This is a genomic window from Pseudohoeflea suaedae (assembly GCF_004354915.1).
Taxonomy (GTDB): Bacteria; Pseudomonadota; Alphaproteobacteria; order Rhizobiales; family Rhizobiaceae; genus Pseudohoeflea; species Pseudohoeflea suaedae.
The window spans coordinates 729,352-755,678 of sequence record NZ_SMSI01000002.1 but is presented as its reverse complement, the minus strand read 5'-3'; the positions used below and the strand labels follow the sequence as shown (position 1 = coordinate 755,678).

Genomic DNA, 26,327 nt, shown 5'->3' with positions numbered 1-26,327 from the left:
GCTTCACAGCGACGGCGACATCGCCAGGCTCACCCAGGCGCTCAACGACCTGTGGAGCCAGTGCGCACTGGCCCGCCAGGTAGCGTAAGCGACCGCTGACAGAGCGGTTGTCGCAGGGACCCGGCCGGACGGCCGGGTTTTTTGTTGGCATGTCCGTCATCCGAAGAAAGAATCCCGCGCCGGGCGGCCTGCGCCACCTTGCCGAGTTTTCCGGCAGTAATACTGCGGGTGGCGATGATGGCATTTCGGCGAGGGGCGTTGACGATATCGGTAGCGCCGGGGATGGTCCGCTTCGAATGTGCCGTCGCGCGCGGAGAGGTCGGCGGCATTGACCGCGATCCACCGCGGCGCAATAATATGCACGAATTGCAATATGGGAGAGAGGCATGAACGACCGGTCGATCCTTGACCGCCGGACCCTGCTCAAATCGGGTGTCTGTGGCGGGCTTCTGGCGGTGCTTCCCGCTCCGCTTCTCACCCGCCGGGTCTTCGCTGTGGCGGATTCCGAAATCGTCGTCGTCAGCGACGGCAATCTGGTTTTGCCGTTCAGCTATTCCTTTCCGATGAACACGGCGGAGGAACTCGCGCCGCTTGTCGGCGAGGGCGGGCGCATGCCGACCCAGTTCGAGCCGGCCTGCAATGTCACGCTCTATCGCAGCGGCGACCGCCTGGTTCTGTTCGACGTCGGATCGGGCGCCCATTTCATGCCGACCGCCGGCAAGCTGCTCGAATCGCTCGATGCCGCCGGGATCGAGCCTGCGGACATCACCGATGTCGTTTTCACCCACGGCCATCCCGACCATCTCTGGGGACTGATCGACGATTTCGACGAGGAAGTCTTCACCGAAGCCTCCTACCACATGAACCGGGTCGAATGGGACTACTGGACCGATCCCGATACGGTCGATTCGATCGGTGAGGAGCGCAAGACGTTCGCCGTCGGGGCCGCGTCACGGCTCGGCCGGATTGAAGAGAAGGTCAAGCTCTTCGAGGGCGCAGGCGAAGTCGTTGCCGGGATCGAGGCCGTCCCGACCCATGGCCACACGCCGGGTCACACGAGCTTTGTCATTCACCAGGGATCGGATGCGACCATGGTGACCGGCGATGCCGTCACCCATGCCGAAATCTCGTTCCGCCATCCCGAATGGATCAGCGGTGCGGATCAGGATCCCGACACGGCGATCGAGACGCGGAAGATGCTGCTGGACCGGCTGGCAGCCGATGACATGAGGATCATCGGCTTCCACCTACCGAAGCCCGGAGAGGGCAGGGTCGAGACCGGAGGCGGCGCCTATCGGTTTGTCGCGGACTAGGCCGGAGCGGTTGTTGCGGGCGGTCAGTCCATGCGGACGGGCGCGCAGAAGAGGTCGTAGAGCGTGTTGACGATCGCCACCACATCATCATTGGCGATGGAATAGTACACCATGCGGCCGTCGCGTCGGGTTTCGACCAGACCATCCATGCGAAGTCGCGCAAGCTGCTGCGATACCGCGGCCTGCGGCATGGAGAGGATCTCCTCAAGCTCGGAAACGGATTTTTCGCTTTCCGACAGGATGCAGAGGATGACCAGTCTCGTTTCGTGGCTGAGCGCCTTGAGGAGATCGCTTGCCTTCTTGGCCTGCTCGAGAAGAACATCGAGGTCCTTGCCGCCGCTCTCCTGTGTCGCCTGATGAATGTTCATGATCTGCCCGATCCATGGATGCCGCTAATATTAGCGTTAGAGTATAGGGCAGGGTTGTTAACGAGAAAAGAAGTTTATTTCCCGCATGGCGGGAGTCGCGTTCTCAACCCTTTGCCGGTTCTGGAAGTTTTGCGAGGAGTTCGTCGACCAGAAACCAGAAGAACTCGCTGCCGGGATAGCCTCGAATGCGTCCGATTTCCTCGCCCTTGTCGACGAGCACGAAGGTTGGTGTGAACCGTTCGACGACAATGTTCTCGAGATCCGCCGGAATCGGAGCATGAATATCCACGCGGCGCAGTGGCGCGACCGTTCCTTCCTCGCTTTTCGCGTATCCGGGCGCTATCTCCTGGTTGAATTTCGCGCACCAGACGCAGCCCTCCTGCTCGAACATCACGAGTTCGGCGGCCTGCGCGCCGAAGGTCAGGGAGACTGCAGGCAGCAACGCCCCTGCGAAGAGCACCGTTGAGAGAAGTTTCATCATCGTCGGGTCCAGAATGGCTTTGCAATGTATAGTTTGTCCTGCATATTTTAAAGGGCCGCTCGTGCAAAAGGCGGCCACCGGAGGAGCCAGTGTTTGATATCAGTGTGGGCGCCGCGTTCGCTGCGGGCCTGTTGAGCTTCTTCTCGCCTTGCGTGCTGCCCATCGTGCCGCCTTATCTCGCCTGGCTCGCCGGCTTGAGCTTCGCCGAGGTCAATGATGATGACATCGATCCCAGCGCGCAGCGGCGGATTTTCCTTTCCGCGCTGTTCTTCGTCCTGGGCTTCGCCACGGTGTTCGTCATGCTGGGCGCGACCGCCAGTGTGGTCGGAAAGACCCTCGCGCAGTATTTTGACATTCTTGCGATCATCGCCGGCGCGCTGATCCTCGTCATGGGATTGCACTTTCTCGGCGTGTTCCGGATCGCGCTGCTTTACCGCGAGGCGCGCGTCAACGTCGAGAGGAAGCCGGCCGGCGCGATCGGAGCCTATCTCATGGGGCTCGCCTTCGCATTCGGCTGGACACCATGCGTTGGTCCGGTCCTCGCGGCCATTCTCTTCGTCGCCGCCGGACGCGAATCCGCGAGCGAGGGCGCGCTGCTTCTGGCCGTCTACGCTGCCGGTATCGGGATTCCGTTTCTTCTGGCAGGCCTGTTTGCAAGTCGATTTATCCGTTTTGCAGGCCGCTTTAGAAAACACATGCGCAAGATCGAGATCGCAGTCGGTGTTATGTTGGTCGTCACAGGCCTGCTCTTCATGACCGGACAGATGTCCCGGATAGCCCAGTGGCTCATCGACACCTTTCCGGCCTTTGCGACCATTGGATGATTACCGGCTGACGCCTCTGAAAGGGAGAACGTCATGATTAGGACATTGCTGTTGGGAGCCTCGCTCTTGCTCTCGACCCTCGCGCCGTCGGCCGCAACAACCATTGGCGACGACGGGCTGCACAAGGAAGACTGGTTCGCGATAACCTTCCGCGACGTGGCGGAGGATATCGAGACGGCCAGAGAACAGGGCAAGCGGCTCGTGATGATCTTCGAGCAGCGCGGATGCATCTATTGCACCGCCATGCACGAGAAACTGCTTTCGGATCCGGAGGTCGCCGACTACATCAAGGCGAACTTCATGGTGGTTCAGTACAACATGTTCGGCGACGAGGAAGTCACCGATCTTGATGGCGGCACGCTCACCGAGAAGACCGCCGCGCGCAAATGGGGCTATGTCTTCACGCCGACGATCGTGTTTTTGCCCGAAGAGGCGCCCGAGGACATGACGGTGTCGGAAGCTGCCGTCGCCACCATGCCCGGCGCTTTCGGAAAATGGACTTTTCTCAACATGTTCCGCTGGGTTCATGAGAAGGGATATGAAGGCGAGGAACATTTCCAGAAGTACCACGCGCGCATCATCAACGAGCTGCGCGAGCAGGGCCGGCTCGATGTCGAGTGACGGCATTTGGGCTAAAAGACGAAACATTCAAGAAATTGCATTGATTGCATGCCCGTCCGGGTCTAAGCTACAACCCGGGAGAGACGAGTGGTACAACCGCTCGCGGAGAACGAACGAGGAGGAACACCCTCTATGAGACGGTGGACAACACTGGCTGTCGCTGCATCCGTGTCGATGCTTGCGACAAGCGCATTCGCAGCAGACGTACCCCCCAAGGAAGTCGCTTTCGGCGACGACGGCGTGACGGCGTCGCTCACGGGCACGCCCGGCGACCCCAAGCACGGCGCCGAAGTCTTCAAGAGCCGCAAGCTCGGCAATTGCCTGGCATGCCACGCCAACGAGGAGATGTCGGGCGAATTGTTCCACGGAACGGTCGGACCGGCCCTGGACGGCGTAGCCGACCGGTATGATGAGGGCTATCTGCGCGCGATCGTCGTCAACGCCAAGGCAATATTCACAGAGGAAACCGTCATGCCCGGTTTCTACTCGCTCGATCTCGGCGCAGACGTCGCCGAAGAGTTCCAGGGCAAGACCATCCTGTCCGCGCAGGACGTGGAAGATGTCGTGGCCTATCTCGAAACACTGAAGGAATAGCCGGGCGACCGGCAACGGAGACTGAACCCATGAACCACACCAGACGACAAATGCTCGCATTCACCGCAGGTGCGGCGGGTATGGCCGCCTTCGGTTTTTCGGCCTTGCCCGCACTGGCGGATGCCGACGCCACACAGAAGGCGATCGACGAATTTGCCGCCGGGGCGACGCCGGCCGAAGGAAGGATCTCCCTGACCGCACCCGAAATCGCGGAGAACGGCAATACCGTTCCGATTTCCGTCGAAGTCGAAAGCGCCATGTCGGGCGACGATCTCTGCGAATCCGTCATGATCCTCGCCGACGGCAACCCGAACCCGGACGTCTGCACCTTCCGTTTCTCCGAACTCAGCGGTGCCGCGACGGCCACCACGCGCATGCGCCTCGCCAAGACCCAGAACGTCATCGCGCTCGCCCGGATGAAGGACGGCACGGTGTACATGGACAGGAAAGAGGTCAAGGTGACCATCGGCGGCTGCGGCGGCTGAGCGAAAGGACAGGACAGAGACAATGGCAAGCAAACCGCGCATCAAGCTTCCCAAGAAGGCCTCGGCCGGCGAAGTGATCACCATCAAGACGCTGATCAGCCACGAGATGGAATCCGGCCAGCGCAAGGACAAGGACGGCAACGCCATCCCGCGCCAGATCATCAACAAGTTCACCTGCGCCTTTGAGGGCGCGACGGTGTTCGAATGTGATCTGGATCCGGCGATCTCGGCCAATCCGTTCTTCGAATTCACCGCGAAGGTCAACGAGAGCGGTACGTTCAAGTTCACCTGGGTCGACGACGACGGATCGGTCTACGAGGCCGAACAGGCGATCGAAGTCGCGTGAGAACCGGAATGACAGGGGCAGAAAGCTCCGGAGGAGGAACCGCCGTGAAGAGCATGATGATGAAATCCGGGCTTCTCGCCGCCGCAGCCGTGCTGGCTCTCACGGCCGGTGTGTCGGCGGATCCGGTCGATGAGCAACTGGTTATCGACGGACAGGAGATGATCACCCGCGCCAAGGCCCCGGAAGGTCATCCCTTCGACGAGGTTTTGTCCGGCTGGCTCTACCGCGAGGCAGAAACCCGCAAGCTCGAGGAAGACAGCTTCGACAACCCGGGCATGCTGTCGGTCGAGGAAGGCGAGGAAATCTGGAACACGGTCGAAGGCACCGCCGGAAAATCCTGTGCGTCCTGTCACGACGATGCCGCCGATACGATGGCGGGCATTGCGGCCAACTATCCGAAATGGGACCCGGACGCCAAGCGGCCGATCAATATCGAGCTGCAGATCAACAAGTGCCGCGAAGAGAACATGGGCGCCGAACCCTACGCCTTCGACAAGAGCGGCCAGAAGGAACTCACCGCCTACATCAAGCACCAGTCTCTGGGCGATCCGGTATCGGTCGATCTCAGCCAGGGCGAGATGCAGCAATGGTGGGAGAGGGGCAAGGACGTCTATTACACCCGCACCGGCCAGTTGAACTTGTCCTGCGCGTCCTGCCACGAACAGAACAACGGCAACTACATTCGCGCCGACCATTTGAGCCAGGGCCAGGTCAACGGATTTCCGACCTATCGTCTGAAGACCGGATTGACCTCGCTGCACAACCGTTTCCGTGGTTGTGTGCGCGACACCCGTGCTGAAATCCCGAAGGCCTTTTCGGACGACCTCATGGCGCTGGAAACCTATGTCACCTGGCGCGGCACCGGTCTTTCGGTGGAAACCCCGTCGGTTCGCCAGTAACCGGCCGCTAGCCGCTAGTTGCCGGGCGGCACGGTCCGCCCGGTACCCGAAACCTGAGAGAGGACCACCCACCGGGTCGCAGGATCCGCGAGGGCGGATTAGTGCCCGGAGGCGAGCATGATCAATCGGCGCGAATTTCTGATGGCGGGCGTGGCGCTGACCGCGATTGCCGGGGGAGCGGGAACCTGGACGCGCGCCGCGGCCCAGCAGACGCTCACCGAGGCCGACCTTCTCGACATGGCGCCCACCGGCAAGCTCTCGATCCTCCACATCACCGACATTCACGCCCAGCTCAGGCCGGTCTATTTTCGCGAGCCTTCGGTCAATCTCGGCGTCGGTCCGGTCGCCGGCCTGCCGCCGCATGTCACCGGCGCCGACTTTCTCGGTCTGTACGACATCGAACCCGGTTCGCCGCGCGCCTATGCTATGACCTCTCCGGATTTCGCGGCCCTTGCGAAAACCTATGGCCGCATGGGCGGTCTCGACCGCGTGGCCACCATCGTCAAGCATGTGCGCGCCGAGCGGGGTGACGACAATGTGCTGCTGCTCGATGGCGGCGACACCTGGCAGGGGTCCTATACCGCGCAGCAGACGCTCGGCGGCGACATGGTCGAGGTGATGAACGCGCTCAAGCCCGACGCGATGACCGGTCACTGGGAGTTCACCTATGGCACCGAACGCGTACAGGAACTCATCGAGACGCTGCCCTTCGCCTTTCTCGGCAGCAACATCTATGATTCCGAGTGGGACGAACCGGCCTTCGACGCCTGGAAGATGTTCGAGCGCGGCGGCGTCAACGTCGCCGTCATCGGCCAGGCCTTTCCCTACACGCCGATCGCCAATCCGCGCTGGATGTTCCCCGAATGGTCCTTCGGCATCCGCGAGGAGGATATTGCCGCCCATGTGGAGGAAGCGCGGGAGGCCGGCGCCGATGTGGTGGTCCTGCTGTCGCACAACGGTTTCGACGTCGACCGCAAGCTCGCAAGCCGCGTCGATGGCATCGACATCATCCTGACGGGCCACACCCATGACGCCATTCCGGAGCCGGTGATCGTCAATGATACGCTGCTGATCGCATCGGGTTCGAACGGCAAGTTCGTCTCCCGCATCGATCTCGATGTCGCCGATGGCAAGGTGACGGCCTATGCCCATCGGCTGATCCCGGTCTTCTCGGACATCATCACGCCGGACGCGGAGATGGCGGCGCTGATCGACAAGGTGCGCGAACCGTTCTCGGCGGAACTGGCGCGGGAACTCGGCACCACGGATTCGCTGCTCTATCGCCGCGGCAATTTCAACGGCACCTATGACGATCTCTTCTGTCAGGCGCTTATTGCGGAACGCGACGCGCAGATTTCGCTGTCGCCGGGTTTCCGCTGGGGCACGAGCCTTCTTCCGGGACAAGCGATCACCGTCGAGGATCTGCACAATGCCTGCGCCATGACCTATCCGGCGGCCTACCGGTCGTCGATGAGCGGCGGCCTGATCAAGGACATTCTGGAAGATGTCGCGGACAACCTCTTCAATGTCGATCCCTATTACCAGCAGGGCGGCGACATGGTGCGTGTCGGCGGCATGGGCTACACGATCGATATCAACAAGCCGATCGGCGAGCGTATTTCCGACATGACGCTTCTTGACGGCGGCGAGGCGATCGATCCCGAGAAGGAGTATGTCGTCGCCGGCTGGGCATCGGTCAACGAGGATACCGAAGGCCCGCCTATCTGGAGCGTTGTCGAGGATTATCTGGCCGGGAACCCGGTCGTGACCATCGAGGAGAACCGATCGGTCAAGGTCAAGACCTGAGACACGGACATGTTCGGTCCGTGATCGCTCCCTGATCCCGGACCCCCGCGAGGAGGCGGGAACGGAGGAGCGTGATGGGAAAGACGGACGACAGGAGGCCGGGCGGGGCCACGCGGCGCGCCTTCATGACTTCGGCATTGGCAGGCGGAGCAGCCCTCGCGGCTACGGGACGGAGCTGGGCAGAAGGTGACCCGCTGATCACCGAGATCCAGGACTGGAACCGTTATCTCGGCGATGGAGTGGATGCCGCGCCTTACGGCATGCCGTCGGCATTCGAGGCCGACGTCATTCGCCGCGACGTGCCGTGGCTGACAGCCGATCCGGTGTCTTCGGTGAATTTCACCCCGCTTCATGCGCTCGACGGGATCATCACGCCGAACGGCCTGTGTTTCGAACGCCATCATGCCGGCACCGCGCTCATCGATCCGGCGGACTATCGGCTGATGATCAACGGTCTGGTGGATACGCCGCTGGTCTTCACCATGTCCGACCTGAAACGCTTTCCGCGCGAGAACCGGGTCTATTTTCTCGAATGCGCGGCCAATTCCGGGATGGAATGGCGTGGTTCCCAGCTCAATGGCTGCCAGTTCACCCACGGCATGGTCCATTGCGTGATGTATACCGGCGTGCCGCTCAGGACGCTGCTGCAGGAGGCGGGCGTCAGGACGTCGGGCAAGTGGCTTCTGGCCGAAGGTGCCGACGCCTCGGCCATGACGCGCTCGATCCCGCTGGAAAAAGCTCTCGACGACTGCCTCGTCGCCTTTGCGATGAACGGCGAGGCCCTGCGTCCCGAGCAGGGTTATCCGGTACGGCTCTGCGTGCCCGGCTGGGAAGGCAATATGTGGGTCAAGTGGCTGCGCCGCCTGGAAGTCGGCGACAAGCCGTGGGCCCAGCGCGAGGAAACCTCGAAATACACCGACCTCCTGGAAAACGGGATCGCGCGGCGGCACACCTTCCTCATGGACGTGAAATCGGTGATCACCAGTCCGAGCCCTCAGGCGCCGGTGACCCACGGCAAGGGCCCGCTCGTCATCACCGGGCTGGCGTGGTCCGGCAGCGGAACGATCAGCCGCGTCGATGTCTCGATCGACGGCGGGCGCAACTGGAAGACCGCGCGCCTCGACGGTCCGTCGCTGCCCAAGGCGCTGCACCGCTTCTATCTCGACATCGAATGGGACGGTTCGGAACTTCTGCTCCAGTCCCGCGCGATGGACGAGAAGGGCTACATCCAGCCGACCAAGGACGAGTTGCGTGCCGCCCGCGGCGTCAATTCGATCTATCACAACAACAGTATCCAGACGTGGCAGGTCCGGCAGGACGGAGAGGTCGAAAATGTCGAAGTCTCGTAAAGTCGCATTCGGCTTGGCCTTCGCCGCCGGCCTGGTTCTCCTGCCGCAATGGGCCTCGGCCGCCGACGCCGCGCATGGAGAGAAGATCTTTGCGCGCTGCAAGGCATGCCATGCGGTGGGCGAGGGCGCGAAGAACCGCGCCGGGCCGCAGTTGAACGGCATCTTCGGCAGAGCCGCCGGAAGCGCGGAGGACTACCGCTATTCCGACGCGATGAAGGACGCCGGCGCGCAGGGCCTTGTTTGGAACGACGATACGCTTGCGGCCTATCTCGCAGCGCCGAAGAATTTCATCAAGGGCAACAAGATGGCCTTTGGGGGCCTGAAGAAGCCCGCCGATGTGGCGGATCTGCTCGACTGGCTGAAGACGGCTTCGGGTGGCGCGCCGGCCGCCGAAGAGGAGATGGCCGGTCTGTCTAAGACGACCGGGCAGGGGAGCAAGGAGCCTGTCCCCGGAAACGCCGCACCGCACGCCGGATCCGATATGGCCGAGGCGAGCAGCGAGCCGCCGCACGGCACCTACAATCTGGGCCGCCGTGCCACGGATGCCGAAGTCGCGGCCTGGGATATCGATGTGCGACCGGACGGAACCGGTCTTCCCGTCGGTCAGGGCAACGCGATCGATGGGGAGGCGCTGTTCACCGAGCACTGTGCCGCCTGCCACGGCGATTTCGGTGAGGGGACGGGTCGTTGGCCGGTGCTTGCCGGAGGGCAGGGAACGCTGACAAACGATCGGCCGGTCAAGACGATCGGATCCTACTGGCCTTATCTGTCGACCGTCTACGACTATGTCCGGCGCGCCATGCCCTTCGGCAATGCCCGGGCCCTGAACAACGACGACGTCTACGCGATCACCGCCTATCTCCTGTATCTCAACGACGTGGTGACAGAGGACGATTTCACGCTGTCCAACGAGAATTTTGGCGACATCCATCTGCCGAATGAGGACGGTTTCAAGCCCGATGACCGCCTTGAAGAGCCGGAATATGCAGGGAAGGCGGAACCCTGCATGAGCGAATGCAAACGCGGCCCCGTGAAGGTCGACATGCGTGCGGCGGTGCTCGACGTCACTCCCGATGCCGATAATGGAGAAGAGGTCGGTTCGGGTTCGGTTGACTGAGACGGGGCTGATTTCCTTTTGCGCGGAAGCGCGCTATCGTGACCCCGGTAGGAGACCGGGGCTCTTCTCCTTGAGGCTTCCTCATGGCGGGGAGGCCCGTTTTGGGAGGTCGCCATGCGCGCGTTCGCAGCCGTTATCGCATCATTGTGTCTCGTCATCTCTTCGGGCCTCGCCAGCGCCCAGGAGAGCCAGCGGCGGATCGAGACCACGGAAAATGCCGATTATTTCGGCTTCGATCTCCGGACCGTCCAGAATATCGGTCTGGAAGACTGCAAGGCGATCTGCATCGGCGACAATCGCTGCAAGGCCTTCACCTATAATGTGAAGGCGCGCTGGTGCTTTCTGAAGTCCGATTACAACATCATCAACGATTTCGCCGGCGCGATTGCCGGCAGGGTCGTCACCGCCCAGGCCGGCGAACCCGATATCGGTGCACCGCCGAGCCTCGACTTCGTCCCTGCGTCCTACCTCGATGCCCAGCGCAGCTATCGGGAGAAAAACGCCGCACGAAACCCGGACGCCCGGGCTCAAGGGGCTGAAATGCTCCTGTCGCGCGCTCGCAAGGCGGCCGGCGAGGGCGATCTCGATATGGCACTGAAATCCTATGCGGCCGCTGCGGCTGCGGACGGCGAGAGGTCCTCGACATGGCTTGCCCTCGCCAGAACGGCCATCGATTACCAGACGGGCGACCAGACACTGGCAAACGCCCTGCGGTCGCTTGCGATTTCCGCCGCACTTTCCGCCTATGACACCTCGCGCGGCACGGCCGCAAGGGCCGACGCTCTGGCCACGCTCGGCGGCGCATTCGTAAACGTCGAAGCCTTCCGTCCGGCATTGTCGGCTTACCGGGCCAGCCTGGAATTGAACGATAACGCTCCGCTGCGCGCCACCTATGAGGATCTCCGCGCCCGCAAGGGCTTTCGTGTTCTCGACAATACCGTGGACGCCGACAGTGCCACGCCGCGCGTCTGCGTCCAGTTTTCCGAAAATCTCGTGCGCGGCACGGACTATGCCGACTACGTCTCCGTCGGCGGTCTGAGCAATCCGGCAGTCGAAACGGAGCAGAAGCAGATCTGCGTCGATGGCCTCGAGCACGGTAAGCGCTATCAGGTCACGCTGCGCGAAGGACTGCCATCGGCAGTCGATGAGCAGCTCGAAACGCCGGTCACCCTCGACATCTATGTGCGCGACCGGCAGCCTGCCGCCCGCTTCAACGGCAATGCCTTCGTCCTGCCTTCTCAGGGACGGCATGGCATTCCCCTCGTCACAATCAATGCGCCGAGCGCCAGGCTCTCGCTGTTCCGCGTGGGCGAACGTGCGCTGACCCAGGTGCTCGAACGTTCCGATTTCCTGTCACAGCTCGACGCCTACAGTCGGGAGACCATTCGCGACCAGATCGGCGCACCGGTCTGGGAAGGAACGATCGAGGTTGCAAGCGAACAGAACCGCGAGGTCACGACGTCCGTTCCGGTCGACGAGATGCTGCCCGCGCGCGAGCCCGGCGTCTATGTGCTGACTGCCACACCCGACGGAGACAAGAGCGAGAACTGGGAGGCCAAGGCGACCCAATGGTTCGTCATCTCCGACATCGGCCTGTCCACCTTCTCCGGCGCCGACGGACTTTCCGTATTTCTCCGGTCGCTCGAGACCGCCGAGCCGCTCGATGATGTGTCCCTCACATTGCTGGCGCGCAACAACGAGGTCCTGGGAACCGCAAGTACCGACGCCGACGGCCGGGCCGATTTCGCAGCCGGTCTCATGCGCGGTGCGGCCGGGCTGGCACCTGCCGCCCTGCTGGCCCGCCAGGGCGAAGGCGATTTCGTCTTTCTCGATCTGACACGTGGCGGTTTCGATCTCTCGGACCGCGGTGTGGCGGGTCGCACCGCACCGGGCGGGATCGACGTCATGGCCTGGACCGAGCGGGGGATCTATCGTCCCGGCGAGACGGTGCACCTCTCGGCGCTGGCCCGAGACGACCAGGCCAATGCGCTCGACGATCTGCCCTTGACGGTCATCCTGCAGCGTCCCGACGGCAAGGAGGACCGCCGTGCGATTTCCGGCGGCGAGGCGCTTGGCGGCCACGCATTGCATTTTGCGCTGCCGCTCAATGCCATGACCGGCACCTGGACAGCGCGCATCGTCTCCGATCCCGACCGTCCGGCGCTTGCTGAAAAGACCTTCCTCGTCGAGGATTTCCAGCCGGACCGGATCGAGTTCGACCTGACGGCTCCGGATACGCAGCTGAGCGCGACGCGTCCTGTCACCGTCGATATAGACGGCCGCTATCTCTACGGCGCGCCGGCAGCGGGACTGGAGGCATCGGGGACCGTCACGGTTTCCACCACGCGGGAACTCGCGGCATGGCCGGGCTATGTCTTCGGCCTGGACGATGAGGAGACCGAGGCGCGCCGCCTCGACGTCGCCGCCAACGGGCCGCTCGACGCGGAGGGCAAGGGCGAGATCGATCTGGCGGTGTCCGATTTGCCGTCGACCAGTCGTTTTCTCACGGCGAAACTGACTGTCGAATTGCGCGAATCCGGCGGTCGCGCCGTGGAGCGCGAACTCACGCTGCCGGTGACCGCCGACGAAGCCAAGATCGGCATCAGGCCGGGCTTCGAAGGTGACCGGACGGGCGAGAACACGACGGCCGCCTTCGGCATGATCGCGGTGGATCCGGATGGTCGCCGCATCGCCATGCCCGGCGCGGAATGGTCGCTGGTCAAGGTCGAGCGGAATTATCAGTGGTACCGCACCGGCAGTTCCTGGAACTACGAGGCCGTCGACTATTCGACCGAAATCGCCGACGGCACGATTGATATCGCCGCCGACGACCCGGCGCGCGTCGAGGTGCCCGTCGGTTGGGGGCGCTATCGCCTCGATGTGACCGGTCCCGGCGGCGAGGAGAGTTCCTATGTCTTCGATGCCGGCTGGTATGTGGAAGCGAAATCCACCGAAACACCGGACGGGCTGGAAATCGCGCTCGATCGCGATACCTATGCGCCCGGCGATACCGCGAAACTCCATGTGGCCTCGCGCTTTGCGGGCGAACTTCTGGTGACCGTCGGGTCCGATCGCCTGATAACCTCGATGACCGAAACCGTTCCGGCCGATGGTGCGACGATCGACCTGCCGGTGACGCAAGACTGGGGGGCGGGCACCTATGTGACGGCCACGCTCTACCGCCCGGCCGACGATGCCGGCAGCCGCATGCCGATGCGTGCGATCGGGGTGAAGTGGGTGTCCGTCGATCCGGGGGATCATCGCATCGATGTTTCCATGGATCTGCCGGAACAGACCAAGCCGCGTCAGCCGCTGACCATTCCGGTCACCCTCGCCGGACTGACGCCGGGCGAGGAGGCTTATGTCTCCATTTCCGCCGTCGATGTCGGGATACTGAACCTGACCCGGCACAAGACGCCCGATCCGGAAGACTGGTATTTCGGCCAGCGCGCGCTGGGGCTGGAAATCCGCGACATCTACGGACGGCTGATCGATGGCGGCGCAGGTGCCGCCGGACGGTTGCGTTCTGGCGGTGACGGCATGGAAATGCGCGCCGAAGGCTCGCCGCCGACCGAGAAGCTCGTCGCCTTCTTCGAAGGCCCGGTCACAGTCGGGCCCGACGGTACGGCGGAAGTCGGTTTCGACATCCCGCAGTTCAACGGCACGGTGCGGGTCAACGCAGTCGCCTGGAGCAAACAAGCCGTCGGCCATGCCGAGGACGAAGTGATCATCCGCGATCCCGTCGTCATCACCGCTTCCATGCCGCAGTTCCTTGCGCCCGGCGACAGTTCGCGTCTGCTCATCGAACTCGCCAATACGGACGGACCGGCAGGCACCTACGAACTGACGGCATCCAGCCATTCTGGGAAGGTCACGGTGGACGCCTCCCGCGAGATAGAGCTTGGCGAGGGTGCGCGTATGGCGATCACCCTGCCGCTCGAGGGCTTCGCGCCGGGCGCCGACGCGGTCCGGATCGCACTGTCCGGTCCGGACGGACTGTCGCTCGACCGGGTTGAACCGGTCGAGGTCCGTCTGGCGGGGCTTCCGCTGACAACAAAGACCGTGGTGGAACTCTCCGCCAATGGCGGCAGCCTGCGCGTGGACCGGGAATTGTTGCAGGGAAGCATGCTGGAAGGCGCGTCCGTCAGCATCGGGGTCACGCGCAATGCCGATTTCGATGTCGCCTCGCTCCTGATGGCGCTCGACGTCTACCCCTATGGCTGCGCCGAACAGACTACCAGCCGTGCGCTCCCGCTTCTCTATCTGAGCGAGCTGGACATGGCAGACCGGTTCGACAGTGCCGAAATCAGGGAGCGCATCGAGGGCGCGATTGTGCGCCTCGTTGCATTCCAGTCGGCGTCGGGCAGTTTCGGGCTATGGGGGCCGGGGTACGGCGATCTCTGGCTCGATGCCTATGTGACCGACTTCATCACCCGCGCCCGCGAAAAGGGATTTGCGGTGCCGGAGGAGGCCACGCAGCTGGCGCTCGACAATCTGCAGAACCAGCTCGCTTATACGACAGACATCCAGGATCAGGGCGCCGGCATTGCCTATGCGCTCTATGTCATGGCGCGCAGCCGCAAGGCCTCGGTCAGCGACCTGCGCTACTATGCCGACACCCAGCTCATGAGCTTCCCGACGCCCATGGCGCAGGCGCAGATCGGCGCGGCGCTCTCGCTTTATGGCGACCAGCCGCGCGCGGCGGAAAGTTTCCGGACGGCATTTCGGCAGGTTCAAGCGACGGCCGGCCTGTTGCAGGGCCGCGCCGATTACGGTTCCAGCCTGCGTGATGGCGCCGGTATTCTCGCCCTTGTCGCGGAATCCGATCCGGCGCCGGAACTGGTGCCCGAACTGATCGGCTTTATCGGCTCGCGGCTCGATGAACGGCGCTTCACCAGCACTCAGGAAAACGCCTGGATGGTACTTGCCGCCCGGGCGCTGGAGGAAGCCAATCGCAAAATCGCGATCGAGGTCAACGGTGAAGCCAGGCAGGGTGCCTGGCAGCAAAGCCTGAGCGGCGATGACCTGCTTGCCGATCCGGTGATGGTGGTCAACCGCGGCGACGAACCGGTGGACGTCGCCGTCACCACGGTTGCAGCCCCCGCCGAGCCGCTGCCGGCGCGCGGCGACGGGTTCACGATCGATCGCGCCTATTACACACTCGATGGCGAACCGACGACCATTTCCCAGGTTGCCCAGACAGACCGCTTCGTCGTGGTGCTGACCATGAGCGAGGCCAACCAGTGGCCTTCGCGGGTGGTGGTCACCGACCTTCTGCCTGCCGGTTTCGTGATCGACAATCCGCGCATCATGGGCAGCGCCGACCTGAAGAACATGGAATGGCTCGGAAGCCCGAGTGCCGTCCACTCGGAGTTCCGCAAGGACCGCTTCGTGGCTGCCTTCGACCGGACAGCCGCATCGGATCGCAGTTTCACCGTAGCCTATGTGGTTCGGGCCACGACACCCGGCACTTATGCCCACCCTGCGGCAGTCGTCGAGGACATGTACCGGCCTGAACTCTCCGCCCGGACCGCCTCATCGGTGCTCAGGGTCATCGAGGTGCCATGACGATGCCGGCCTCCCGCCGCGCGCGCTGGCTCGCCGGGGCGTGTCTCGGCCTGGCGGGCTGCGCCGCTCTCACCGGTGCTGCGCTCTGGGCGGACAAGGCCTATCCGCCACCGCTGGACGTGACCGCCGGCCTGTCGCGGCAGGTTCTCGACCGCGACGGACGGCTGCTTCGCGCCTATGCCGCGCGCGATGGCAGATGGCGGCTGCCGGTGACGCTCGATCAGGTCGACAGCGACTATCTCGACATGCTGATCGCCTATGAGGACAAGCGGTTTTATTCACATCACGGCATCGATCCGCTTGCCGTCGCGCGCGCCGCCTGGCAATTCGTCGCCCATGGAGGCCGGATCGTTTCGGGCGGCTCCACCCTCACCATGCAGGTGGCGCGGCTGATCGAGCCACGTGCGGAACGCAGTCTGACGGCAAAGCTCCGGCAGGCAGCCCGCGCAATACAGATCGAACGCCGGCTTTCGAAGCGCGAGATCCTCGAACTCTACCTAACGCTGGCCCCTTATGGCGGCAATCTGGAAGGCGTGCGCGCGGCAAGTCTCGCCTGGTTTGGGCGGGAGCCGAAAAAGCTCACGCTCTCGCAGTCGGCACTTCTCGTGGCGCTGCCGCAATCGCCGGAAACGCGTCGCCCCGACAGACATGTGGAGACCGCGTATGTTGCCCGCGACCGCGTGCTCGGCCGCATGCGCGCGGCTGGTCTTCTGCCAGATTTCGAGGTGGAGCGGGCAGGGCGCGCCAAGCTCTCCGCCGTCCGAAAGGCGCTGCCTGATCTCGCCCCGCACCTGGCCGACCGGGCGCTCGATGCCGATCCACTGGCAGACAGCGTCACGCTGACGCTTAATGCGGATCTGCAGCAGCGGCTCGAGCAGTTGGCGGCGGAACAGGGCCATAGGCTCGGGCGCAGACAGTCGCTTGCCATGGTGCTGGCCGATGCGCGAAGCGGACACATCCTTGCTTCTGTCGGCTCGACAGGCTTTCTCGATTCCGACAGGTTCGGCGCCATCGACATGACGATCGCCCGGCGATCGCCCGGTTCGACGCTCAAGCCCTTCATCTACGGTCTCGCATTCGAGGAAGCGCTCGTTGAACCGGCAACGCTGATCGACGATGCGCCCGCAAATTTCGCCGGCTACCGGCCCCGGAACTTCGATCTGGCCTATCAGGGGGAAGTCAGCATTCGCGAGGCGCTGCAGCTCTCGCTCAACGTGCCGGCGGTGCGACTGCTGGACGCCGTCTCGCCCGTCAGGCTGATCGGCCGCCTCAAGCGCGGTGGCGTTGCGCTCGACATGCCGGAGGGTGGCGCCCCGGGGCTGGCCATCGGCCTGGGTGGTGTCGGCATCAGTCTGCGCGATCTCGTGCAGCTCTACACCGCGTTTCCGAATGATGGGCAGGCTGTGGCGCTGACCGACGGTCTGGGCGAACCGGCACCGCTCGATGCGCCTATACTCTCCCGAAACGCCGCCTGGCAGACCGCCGACATCCTGTCGGGCGTCGCGGCACCGGCCGACGCGCCGCGGCTGAAAATCGCCTACAAGACGGGGACCAGCTACGGGTATCGCGATGCCTGGTCGGTGGGTTTCGACGGCCGTCACGTCCTCGGCGTCTGGGTCGGACGGGCGGACGCCGCGCCGTCCCCCGGCATTTCCGGCATCGGCACCGCCGCGCCTATTCTGTTCGAGGCCTTTGCCCGCGCCGGTCTCGCGCCGGCGCGTCTGCCGCCACGGCCATCCGGATTGGTGGTGAGGAACCGCAACGACCTGCCGCACGCGCTCAGAAAGTTCGGTGGAGAGGCCATCTTTGCGGAACATGCGACCGGCCCGGAAATCGTCTTTCCCCCGGCGGGCGCCCGTGTGGATCTCGATGCCGGGCAGGGACGGCGGCAGCCGCTCGTCCTCAAGCTCCAGGGCGGCAGTCCGCCCTATCGGTGGATTGCCAACGGCGTGCCGCTGAAATCGACCACCCGGCGCCCGAACCTCGCATGGAGGCCGGATGGCCCGGGCGCGTCGAACCTGACGGTGATCGATGCCAATGGACAGGCCGCAAGCGTCAGCGTGTTTATCGAGTGAACCTCAGGCCAGGGGTATCGCGTTGCCGTCTTTCGATGCCTGATAGGTCTGCGACATCTCGGCATAGCCGGCGCGGATCGCATCGGCACGTTCCCGCAGCTCGCCCGGTTCGTCACTGGCCTCGATCATGTCCGGAATGCTGATGGCCCGGAAGAAGGCATTGGAGCGGCGATACCCGCCGGGTTCCAGTCCGAAGACCTCCTTGAGGATCTTCAGGTCATGGGGGATGGCGAATGCATCACGCGACTCCTCATGGCTGAAAAAATAATGGAAATTGTCGAAACCCGCCCAGGTGATCGCCGACATGCACATGGTGCAGGGTTCGTGCGTGGTCAGGAAAATCAGGTCGCTTGTCGGAATGTTCCGCGTTTCGCCCTCATAGAAGCGTTTGAGAAGATGAACTTCGCCGTGCCAGAGCGGGTTGTCCGTCTCGTTGTTTGTTTCCGCCAGCACCAGGGACAGATCTGATTTTCTCAGAACGGCCGCGCCGAACACCTTGTTGCCTTCGGCCACCCCGCGGCGGGTGAGAGGCATGATGTCGTGTTGCAGCACGTCGAGCAGACGTGCGGCGAGTTGGGTCGTGTCGTCAGTCATGAAAAGCGCCTTAGTCGTCTGAATTGTCCAATTGGCCGATACAGCCTTCGCCGATCATCGCATAGCGTCATTCTCAATCCGGGCCGCGATTGAGGAAAACAATATCCGCGAACGGGTTCCTGCACATCTTTGTTTCTTCAAAGCGAGCCGCGTCAGACGCACAATTGCGTCCAATCGAAAGGACCGGCCCCATGGCGCGCAACATCGACAAGCTCACGACCTTCCCCGTGTTCGTCCGGACCACCGGGCGCAAGGTGGCCGTTTTCGGCAACGGCGCGGAAGCGGTCGCCAAGACGAGACTGGTCGCCAACAGCGACGCGGATATCGTCGTCTATGCCGATGACCCGTCACATGAACTCGTTGCACTGATGGATGAACTGGCGGTCAGCCATCGAGCCGACACCTTCGCGTCCGAACAGGTCGAGGGTGCGACCCTGGTTTTTGCGGCCACGGGTGAAGATGCGCTCGACCGCGCCATCGTGCTTGCAGCCCGAGCCCGCAACATCCCGGCCAATGCCGTCGATCAACCCGACTATTGCGATTTCTACACCCCGGCGCTGGTCAACCGTGCACCGGTCGCAATCGCAATCGGGACCGAAGGGGCAGGTCCGGTTCTCGCCCAGATGATCCGCTCCAGGATAGACACGCTGTTCTCGCCCGCGCTCGGACCGCTTGCCCGGCTGGCCCAGTCCTACCGCGATCGCGTCGACGAGGCGCTGCCGAGGGGCGCCGTGCGTCGGGCGTTCTGGAAGTCGTTCTTCTCCGGCAGGCCGGCGCAGGAGATCGAGGCCGGCAACGAGGATCGCGCCCGCGCGGCGACCGACAAGCTGCTGTCCGAAGGTGCCCGCAATGCGGGCCATGTCGCGCTCGTGGGCGCTGGTCCCGGTGCCGAGGACCTGCTGACCCTGCGCGCCCATCGCGTCATGATGGAAGCCGACGTGATCCTCCATGATGCACTCGTGCCGGAGAAGGTGATATCGATGGGGCGCCGCGACGCGGAGCGTGTCGCCGTCGGCAAGCGGAAGGGATGCCATTCGAAGTCGCAGAATGATATCAACAGATTGCTGGTAAAACTTGCAGCAGAAGGTAAGCGTGTGGTTCGGCTGAAATCGGGCGATCCGCTGGTCTTTGGCCGTGCGGCCGAGGAACTGGACGCCCTGCGCGAGGCCGGCATTTCCTACGAGATCGTGCCTGGCGTGACATCGGCGATTGCCGCTGCGGCCGACATGGCCCTGCCGATCACACTGCGCGGTGTCGCCCATTCCGTGGTCTTCACCACAGGGCACGACCTCACCGGCAAGACGCTGCCCGACTGGGCGCGTCTGGCGCTGTCCGGCGCGACCATCGCCGTCTATATGGGCCGCACCGTGGCTGCCACCGTCGCCCGCCGCCTGAACGAGGCCGGGCTCGCATTCTCGACCACCGTCGCGGTGGTCGAGAATGCGAGCCGCGGAGATCGCCGCATGTTCCACGGCACGCTTGCCGACCTGCCGCTGATCGAAACAGCCGATGAACTCGATGGACCCGTCATGGTGATCATCGGCGACGCGGTCGCCGCAGCAGACCTGACCCGGTCCGAACCGCTTTCGATCGCCTTGCGGTCGAAGACCAACATTGCAGCCTGAGGAGATACGATCATGACCGGCCACAAGACTGGCAAGATACTCACCGCCAACCGTCTCATCGATGGCGTCTCCGTCTGGTTCAGCGCCAACAGCGAGTGGGTGGAAGACATCCGCGAAGGCTTTGTTGCCCGCCATGAGGAAGCCGTAAAGGCACTCGAAGCCGCCGGTGCCGAGGCACAGGCCGACAACCGCGTGGTCGACGCCAACCTGATCGACGTCGTCGAAGGCGAGGGCGGCCTGCGCGCCATCCGTCTGCGCGAGCGCATCCGCGCCGAGGGGCCGACCATCGCCTATCTGCCAAATTCAAAGCCCGCCGACGCCAAGACACGGGCAGCCTGAGGATATCATGTACCGTTACGACGAGTTCGACCGCGATTTCGTTTCCGCCCGTGTGGCGCAGTTCCGCGACCAGGTGGAGCGCCGCCTGTCCGGCGACATCAGCGAGGATGCCTTCAAGCCGCTCCGGCTGATGAATGGCGTCTACCTCCAGCTGCACGCCTACATGCTGCGCGTGGCGATCCCCTACGGCACGCTGTCATCGAAGCAGATGCGGATGCTGGCCCATATCGCCCGGAAATACGACCGCGGCTACGGCCATTTCACTACGCGGCAGAACATCCAGTACAACTGGCCGAAGCTCGGCGATATCCCGGACATTCTCGAGGACCTCGCGGGCGTCGAAATGCATGCGATCCAGACCTCGGGCAATTGCATCCGCAATGTGACCGCCGATCATTTCGCCGGTGCGGCTGCGGACGAAGTGGCCGATCCGCGTCCCTATGCCGAAATCCTGCGGCAATGGTCGTCGCTCCATCCGGAGTTTTCCTTCCTGCCGCGCAAGTTCAAGATCGCCGTCACTGCGGCGGAGAACGACCGCGCGGCGATCCAGGTGCACGACATCGGATTGCAGCTCAAGAAGAACGACGAGGGGCAGATCGGCTTTGCCGTCTGGATCGGTGGCGGGCAGGGACGCACGCCGATGATTGCGAAGAAGATCAAGGACTTCCTGCCGGAAGCTGATCTTCTTTCTTATGTGACTGCCATCATGCGCGTCTACAATCTCCACGGTCGCCGCGACAACAAGTACAAGGCGCGGATCAAGATCCTCGTTCATGAGACGGGCACCGAAGAACTGGCCGCGCAGATCGAGGCCGAATGGGCCCATCTGCGTGACGGCGAACTGCGTCTGCCGGACGCGGACGTCGCCCGGATCACGGACTATTTCGCAGCGCCCGACCTCCCGGCACGCGCCGAGGGCTGGGCGGAACTGGCGGCCTGGAAGAAGGCCGACAGCGGCTTTGCCTCCTGGGTCACCCAGAACGTGCGCCCGCACCGCCATCCGGATTACGGCATGGTGACGATTTCGCTCAAGCCGATCGGTGGCATACCGGGCGACGCGTCAGATGCGCAGATGGATGCCGTTGCCGATCTCGCCGAGCAATATTCGGCCGACGAGATCCGTGTCACGCATGAGCAGAACCTGGTATTGCCGCATGTGGCGCTGGCCGATCTCGAACCGCTCTATCGCGCGCTTCAGGCCGAAGGGCTGGCGACAGCCAATTCCGGGCTGGTGACCGACATCATCGCCTGCCCGGGACTTGATTATTGCGCCCTGGCCAATGCCCGGTCCATTCCGGTCGCGCAGGAGATTTCCGAGCGCTTCGGCGACCAGGCCCGGCAGGAGGAAATCGGCGATCTGAAGATCAAGATCTCCGGCTGCATCAATGCCTGCGGACACCATCATGTCGGCCATATCGGCATTCTGGGCGTGGAGAAGAAGGGCGCGGAACTCTACCAGATCACGCTTGGTGGATCGGCGGATGAAAACACGTCGATCGGCGAGATCGTCGGTCGCGGGTTCGAGCCCGAGAAGGTGACGGATGCGATCGAAACCATCGTCTCGACGTATTTGTCCGGGAGAAGTGGAACCGACGAAGCCTTCATCGATTATTACCGCCGGGTTGGGGCAGCACCGTTCAAGGAAGCGCTCTACGGCGACAAGGCCGAGGCCGCGTGAGGAGACCATCATGAGCACCATCGTATGGAACCGCGAAGGCGTGGTTGAGGACGACCGCTGGGCAACCGTCGAGGGCGAAAGTGCGTTTGTCTCCATGGACGAAGCTCTGGAGCTCGCCGCAACCGGCGGCCGCGAAATCGGCGTTCTGGTCGAACCTGCGGACGACCCCGCCCGCCTCAAGCCCATACTCGACCGGCTGGCGATCATCGCGCTCGACTTCCCCGCCTTCAACGACGGCCGTGCCTTTTCGCACGCGGCCCTTTTGCGTGACCGTCTCGGCTACGGCGGTGAAATTCGCGGCGTCGGCGATGTTCTGCTCGACCAGGTTCCATTCATGCTCCGCGTCGGCATCGACAGCGTCGAGACGGCGCACGAGCCGACGGCCCGGCGCCTGACCGAGATGCGGCTGCCGGGTGTGGACCTTCACTACCAGCCGGCCGCTCTGAAGGCCGAACCGACCAACACCTATTCCTGGCGCCGCCGCGCCGCGGTCTGATCCTCCAAACCGTCTGCATAAGAGCCTGCGCTTGCACTCTCCCTGCCGGTCGTGTCAGTTCTAGCGAACACGACCGTCGCATGACGGCTGCCGCACCGGGATCGCGGCAAACCGGCACCCGCCACGGGAGCGCCGGACCGCAGGAGGAGCAAGCATCATGGCCATCGCCGAGCGGGCCGCGCAGGGGGAAGCGGCCAACCCCACCGACGCCGATTTTGGACCGTGGCTTCGCAAGGCCTCGATCCTCATCGTCGATGACGAGCCCGGAATGCGCAATTTTCTCAAGCGCACGCTGCAGCCCCGCTGCGCCCGGATCGATGAAGCCAGGGATGTCGCGCAGGCCTCGGGCCTGATCGACGAGAACCGCTACGACATCGTCATTCTCGACAACATCATGCCAGGACGCAACGGCGTCGAATGGCTTGAGGAACAGCGCGCCATCGGCTTCTTCTCCGATGTCATCCTGATGACCGCCTATGCGGATCTCGAGACGGCCATTCAGGCGCTCAGGGCCGGCGCGGCGGATTTCATTCTCAAGCCATTCCGCTCCAACCAGATCCTCAATGCCCTGTCGCGCTGCCTGGAAAGACGCAATCTCCAGCGCGAGAACTATGTGCTGCGCCACGAATTGAAATCCACCTCCGAGCACCTCCTGCTGCGCGACAAGCTGATCGGCGGATCGGCCGGTGTCGAGGCCATCCGGAAGACCATCGCGCGTGTGGCGTCGTTGCCGACCTCGGTGCTGATCTGCGGTCCATCCGGTTCGGGAAAGGAGGTCGCGGCCCGCTCGATCCACAACCTGTCCGATCGCTCCGGCAAACCCTTTGTGCCGGTCAATTGCGCAGCCATCCCCACTGAAATGATCGAGGCCGAACTGTTCGGGCACGTCAAGGGCGCTTTCACCGGTGCGATGACGGGTCGCGACGGGCTTTTCCTGCATGCCGACGGCGGCACGCTCTTCCTCGACGAAGTCGGCGAATTGCCGCCGCAGACCCAGTCGAAACTGTTGCGGGCCCTCGAAGACCGCCGCATTCGTCCCGTGGGATCCGAGCGCGAGGCTTCGGTGGATCTGCGCTTCGTCTTCGCCACCAATGCCGATCTGGAGAAACTGGTGGCCGAGGGGAAGTTCCGCGCCGATCTCTACTACCGCATCAATGTCATGCGGATCGACATGCCGCCGCTGAAGGATCGCGGAGATGACGTTATCGAACTGGCGGAACTGTTCCTCAGGCGCCTGGCGCAACAACTCGGCATGCCGGCCCTCGAGCTCACGGAAGCGGCGCGGCGGTCGATCAGGCGCTATGACTGGCCCGGCAATGTACGCGAATTGCGCAACTATATCGAACGTTCCCTGATCCTCGGCACGCTGCCCGATATCGGCGGGCGTGATGCGGGCGGCGCGAGTGACGAGACCAATCTCGAGGTGATCGAGCAGCGCCATATCCTGGCCACGCTCGATCGGTGCGGTGGCAACCAGTCGGAAGCGGCGCGACAACTGGGCATTTCCCGCAAGACCATCGAGCGGAAGCTCCAGAGCTGGGGCATGGGGTGAAGCGGCTCCTCTCCGGCACGCGGCTGCCGGTCCGCTACCGGCTGCTTGCGATTGCCCTTCTTCCGACACTCGTGATCCTGCCGCTATTGCTCGGCGCGACGATGTTGCGCTGGAACCAGAAGTTCGACGGCGTGCTGATTTCCAAGGTGCGGTCCGATCTCACCGTTGCCCACCAATATCTGAGCCGCATCCTCGAAAACACCTCCGAACACCTTCAGGCGCTCGGTGAATCGGCGGAATTCGCCGAGGCACTGGACGGGAGAGGCGACGTCGCAAACCTGCTCGATGCCCGACGGCGGGTGCTTGGTCTGGATTTTCTCTATCTCACCGACAAGGACGGCCGCCGCATCGCCGCTGCCGGCGGTGAGGCTCCCATGCGGACGAACATGGACACGCCGGTGCTCGCCTCGGCCAACCAGGGCAAGGCGGCCGTCGCGATAGATCTGTTGTCCGGCGAGCAACTCGCGGCCATTTCGCCCGCATTGGCGGAGCAGGCCGCTTTCGACCTGATACCGACGCCGAATGCTGCGCCCACGCAATCGACCCAGAGCACGGATGGCATGGTCATCCGTGCGGCAAATCCGGTTTCGGTTCGAGGCGGCAACGAACTCGTTCTCGTCGGCGGCCTCCTGCTCAACCGCAATCTCGAATTCATCGATACGATCAATGCGCTCGTCTACCAGACCGAAAGCCTGCCAGCCGGGAGCAGGGGAACTGCCACGCTGTTTCTCGACGATGTGCGCGTCTCGACCAATGTCCGCCTGTTCGAGGATCGCCGGGCGCTCGGCACCCGGGTTTCCGAGGTGGTCAGGAACGCCGTTCTCGGCGACGGAAAAATCTGGCTCGATCGCGCCTTCGTGGTCAATGACTGGTACATCTCGGCCTATGAGCCGATCGTCGATTCCGGCGGCAAGCGGATCGGCATGCTCTATGTCGGCTTTCTCGAAAGGCCGTTCTCGGCGACCAAGCAGATCACCATCGCCACGGTCATCGGCACCTTTCTGGTCGTGACCATTCTGTCGGTGCCGCTGTTCCTGCGCTGGGCAGGCAGCATCTTCCGCCCGCTGGAACGCATGGCGGAAACCATCGATACGGTCGAAAGCGGCAATCTCGACGCCCGCACCGACATTCCGGACCGGGGCGACGAGATCTCCCAGGTCGCCGCCCATCTCGATGACCTGCTCGATCGCGTGAAGGAGCGCGACAGGCAGCTGCGCGAGTGGAACGACGAGCTGAATGCACGGGTGAAGGAACGCACGGCTGAACTCGAAGAGGTCAACCGCCAGCTCGAAAGCGCAACCAAGCAGCTTGTCATGTCTGAAAAGCTCGCCGCCATCGGCGAGATCACCGCCGGCGTTGCCCACGAGATGAACAATCCGATCGCGGTCATTCAGGGCAATCTGGAGGTTCTTCGTTCGCTGATGGGCGAAAAGGCGAAGGAGGGCGAAACCGAGTTCCGGCTGATCGATGAGCAGACGGAACGGATGAACCAGATCGTCGGCAAGCTGTTGCAGTTCGCACGTCCCGACGAGTTCTCCGGAGCCGGCGAGGGCGCGTTCACGGACGAAGCCTTCGGCGACTGCGTGACGCTTGTACGCCACATGATCCGCCAGAACGAGATCGAGATCGTTCGCGAGGGTCACAGCGAGCAGCCGGCGGCGATACCGCGGACCGAACTCCAGCAGATCCTCGTCAACCTGATGGTCAACGCGATCCACGCCATGCCGGACGGCGGTACGCTGACGCTCGGCTGCAGGGATTGCCCGAACGACGATTCCGACGGCGTGGAGATCACGGTCGGCGACACCGGTACCGGCATGTCGGAGGCGACAGCCGCGCGCATCTTCGATCCCTTCTATACCACCAAGCGCGGCTCCGGCACCGGTTTGGGGCTGTCGATCACGCATCTTCTGGTGACCGAGGCAGGCGGTTCGGTGAACCTGGAAACGCGGGAGGGCGAGGGGACGACTTTCCGCCTGTGGCTGCCCGCCGTCAGCCAGGCGAGTTGAGACATTTCGTCCGGATGAGGACAAAATGTCTCACCGTTTCCTCATCCCAGTCCCGGAAAACGATCTCCAGGACCACTGATCTGTCGAGGGAAATCCTGGCCAGACCAGTTTGGCACGCTTCTTGAACGGCTAAGTATGCCGTGGCGGGGAGGAATGCTGCGGCATAGGCCGATCACCCCGTCACGGTC

21 protein-coding genes are annotated in these 26,327 nt (G+C 63.5%); 18 read left to right on the top strand and 3 right to left on the bottom strand.

The window, feature by feature from the left end; genetic code table 11:
• The first annotated feature begins 386 nt into the window (after nt 1-386).
• On the top strand, nt 387-1,313 hold the full coding sequence (locus E2A64_RS13690; RefSeq protein WP_133285014.1) for an MBL fold metallo-hydrolase: 927 nt from the start codon (nt 387-389) through the stop codon (nt 1,311-1,313).
• A gap of 23 nt (nt 1,314-1,336) precedes the next feature.
• On the opposite strand, the gene E2A64_RS13685 is transcribed toward E2A64_RS13690, so the two are convergent.
• Both E2A64_RS13685 and E2A64_RS13680 read right to left on the bottom strand, forming a co-directional pair.
• A complete protein-coding gene (locus tag E2A64_RS13685; protein WP_133285013.1) occupies nt 1,337-1,681 on the bottom strand; it encodes an ArsR/SmtB family transcription factor in 345 nt (114 codons plus the stop codon).
• 103 nt (nt 1,682-1,784) lie between these two features.
• On the bottom strand, nt 1,785-2,159 hold the full coding sequence (locus E2A64_RS13680) for a thioredoxin fold domain-containing protein (protein ID WP_133285087.1): 375 nt from the start codon (nt 2,157-2,159) through the stop codon (nt 1,785-1,787).
• A 92-nt stretch (nt 2,160-2,251) separates the two neighbouring features.
• Here E2A64_RS13680 and E2A64_RS13675 point away from each other — a divergent pair, with 92 nt between their 5' ends.
• The 11 genes from E2A64_RS13675 (at nt 2,252) to pbpC (ending at nt 17,846) form a co-directional block, all read left to right on the top strand.
• Nucleotides 2,252-2,986, top strand: coding sequence for a cytochrome c biogenesis CcdA family protein (locus E2A64_RS13675; protein WP_133285012.1), 735 nt, complete (start codon nt 2,252-2,254; stop codon nt 2,984-2,986).
• 33 nt (nt 2,987-3,019) lie between these two features.
• On the top strand, nt 3,020-3,607 hold the full coding sequence (locus E2A64_RS13670; RefSeq protein WP_133285011.1) for a SoxW family protein: 588 nt from the start codon (nt 3,020-3,022) through the stop codon (nt 3,605-3,607).
• Between the two features lie 132 nt (nt 3,608-3,739).
• Nucleotides 3,740-4,201 carry a sulfur oxidation c-type cytochrome SoxX gene (gene soxX, locus E2A64_RS13665; RefSeq protein WP_133285010.1) on the top strand — a complete coding sequence of 154 codons (462 nt, stop codon included), beginning with the start codon at nt 3,740-3,742 and terminating at the stop codon, nt 4,199-4,201.
• Nucleotides 4,202-4,230: 29 nt separating this feature from the next.
• Complete coding sequence (gene soxY / locus E2A64_RS13660; RefSeq protein ID WP_133285009.1) at nt 4,231-4,686, top strand: thiosulfate oxidation carrier protein SoxY; 456 nt, start codon at nt 4,231-4,233, stop codon at nt 4,684-4,686.
• A 22-nt stretch (nt 4,687-4,708) separates the two neighbouring features.
• Nucleotides 4,709-5,032 (top strand): thiosulfate oxidation carrier complex protein SoxZ, encoded by a 324-nt coding sequence (soxZ, locus tag E2A64_RS13655; protein WP_133285008.1) that lies wholly within the window; start codon nt 4,709-4,711, stop codon nt 5,030-5,032.
• A 53-nt stretch (nt 5,033-5,085) separates the two neighbouring features.
• Nucleotides 5,086-5,931, top strand: coding sequence for a sulfur oxidation c-type cytochrome SoxA (gene soxA / locus E2A64_RS13650; RefSeq protein ID WP_206662453.1), 846 nt, complete (start codon nt 5,086-5,088; stop codon nt 5,929-5,931).
• Between the two features lie 117 nt (nt 5,932-6,048).
• On the top strand, nt 6,049-7,737 hold the full coding sequence (gene soxB, locus E2A64_RS13645) for a thiosulfohydrolase SoxB (RefSeq protein WP_133285007.1): 1,689 nt from the start codon (nt 6,049-6,051) through the stop codon (nt 7,735-7,737).
• A 125-nt stretch (nt 7,738-7,862) separates the two neighbouring features.
• Nucleotides 7,863-9,086 carry a sulfite dehydrogenase gene (soxC, locus tag E2A64_RS13640; RefSeq protein WP_428977489.1) on the top strand — a complete coding sequence of 408 codons (1,224 nt, stop codon included), beginning with the start codon at nt 7,863-7,865 and terminating at the stop codon, nt 9,084-9,086.
• Entirely contained in the window at nt 9,070-10,203 is a 1,134-nt protein-coding gene (locus E2A64_RS13635; RefSeq protein ID WP_133285005.1) for a c-type cytochrome, read from the top strand. The genes soxC and E2A64_RS13635 overlap by 17 nt, the downstream gene beginning before the upstream one ends.
• 114 nt (nt 10,204-10,317) lie before the next feature.
• Complete coding sequence (locus tag E2A64_RS13630) at nt 10,318-15,771, top strand: alpha-2-macroglobulin family protein (protein WP_133285004.1); 5,454 nt, start codon at nt 10,318-10,320, stop codon at nt 15,769-15,771.
• On the top strand, nt 15,768-17,846 hold the full coding sequence (gene pbpC, locus E2A64_RS13625; protein ID WP_428977483.1) for a penicillin-binding protein 1C: 2,079 nt from the start codon (nt 15,768-15,770) through the stop codon (nt 17,844-17,846). The genes E2A64_RS13630 and pbpC overlap by 4 nt, the downstream gene beginning before the upstream one ends.
• A 3-nt stretch (nt 17,847-17,849) precedes the next feature.
• On the opposite strand, the gene E2A64_RS13620 is transcribed toward pbpC, so the two are convergent.
• Complete coding sequence (locus E2A64_RS13620; protein WP_133285003.1) at nt 17,850-18,440, bottom strand: nucleoside deaminase; 591 nt, start codon at nt 18,438-18,440, stop codon at nt 17,850-17,852.
• 191 nt (nt 18,441-18,631) lie between these two features.
• Here E2A64_RS13620 and cysG point away from each other — a divergent pair, with 191 nt between their 5' ends.
• The 6 genes from cysG (at nt 18,632) to E2A64_RS13590 (ending at nt 26,139) form a co-directional block, all read left to right on the top strand.
• Nucleotides 18,632-20,065, top strand: a complete 1,434-nt coding sequence (gene cysG / locus E2A64_RS13615; protein ID WP_133285002.1) for a siroheme synthase CysG — start codon at nt 18,632-18,634, stop codon at nt 20,063-20,065.
• Between the two features lie 12 nt (nt 20,066-20,077).
• Entirely contained in the window at nt 20,078-20,404 is a 327-nt protein-coding gene (locus E2A64_RS13610) for a DUF2849 domain-containing protein (RefSeq protein ID WP_133285001.1), read from the top strand.
• A 7-nt stretch (nt 20,405-20,411) separates the two neighbouring features.
• The gene (locus E2A64_RS13605) at nt 20,412-22,082 is read left to right on the top strand and encodes a nitrite/sulfite reductase (protein WP_133285000.1); all 1,671 of its coding nucleotides are present in this window, start codon (nt 20,412-20,414) and stop codon (nt 22,080-22,082) included.
• Nucleotides 22,083-22,092: 10 nt separating this feature from the next.
• Nucleotides 22,093-22,578, top strand: a complete 486-nt coding sequence (locus E2A64_RS13600) for a DUF934 domain-containing protein (protein WP_133284999.1) — start codon at nt 22,093-22,095, stop codon at nt 22,576-22,578.
• A 157-nt stretch (nt 22,579-22,735) separates the two neighbouring features.
• Entirely contained in the window at nt 22,736-24,130 is a 1,395-nt protein-coding gene (locus tag E2A64_RS13595; protein WP_133284998.1) for a sigma-54-dependent transcriptional regulator, read from the top strand.
• Nucleotides 24,127-26,139: a sensor histidine kinase gene (locus E2A64_RS13590; RefSeq protein ID WP_244598282.1), complete on the top strand. Its 2,013-nt coding sequence runs from the start codon at nt 24,127-24,129 to the stop codon at nt 26,137-26,139. The genes E2A64_RS13595 and E2A64_RS13590 overlap by 4 nt, the downstream gene beginning before the upstream one ends.
• Nucleotides 26,140-26,327 lie beyond the last annotated feature (188 nt).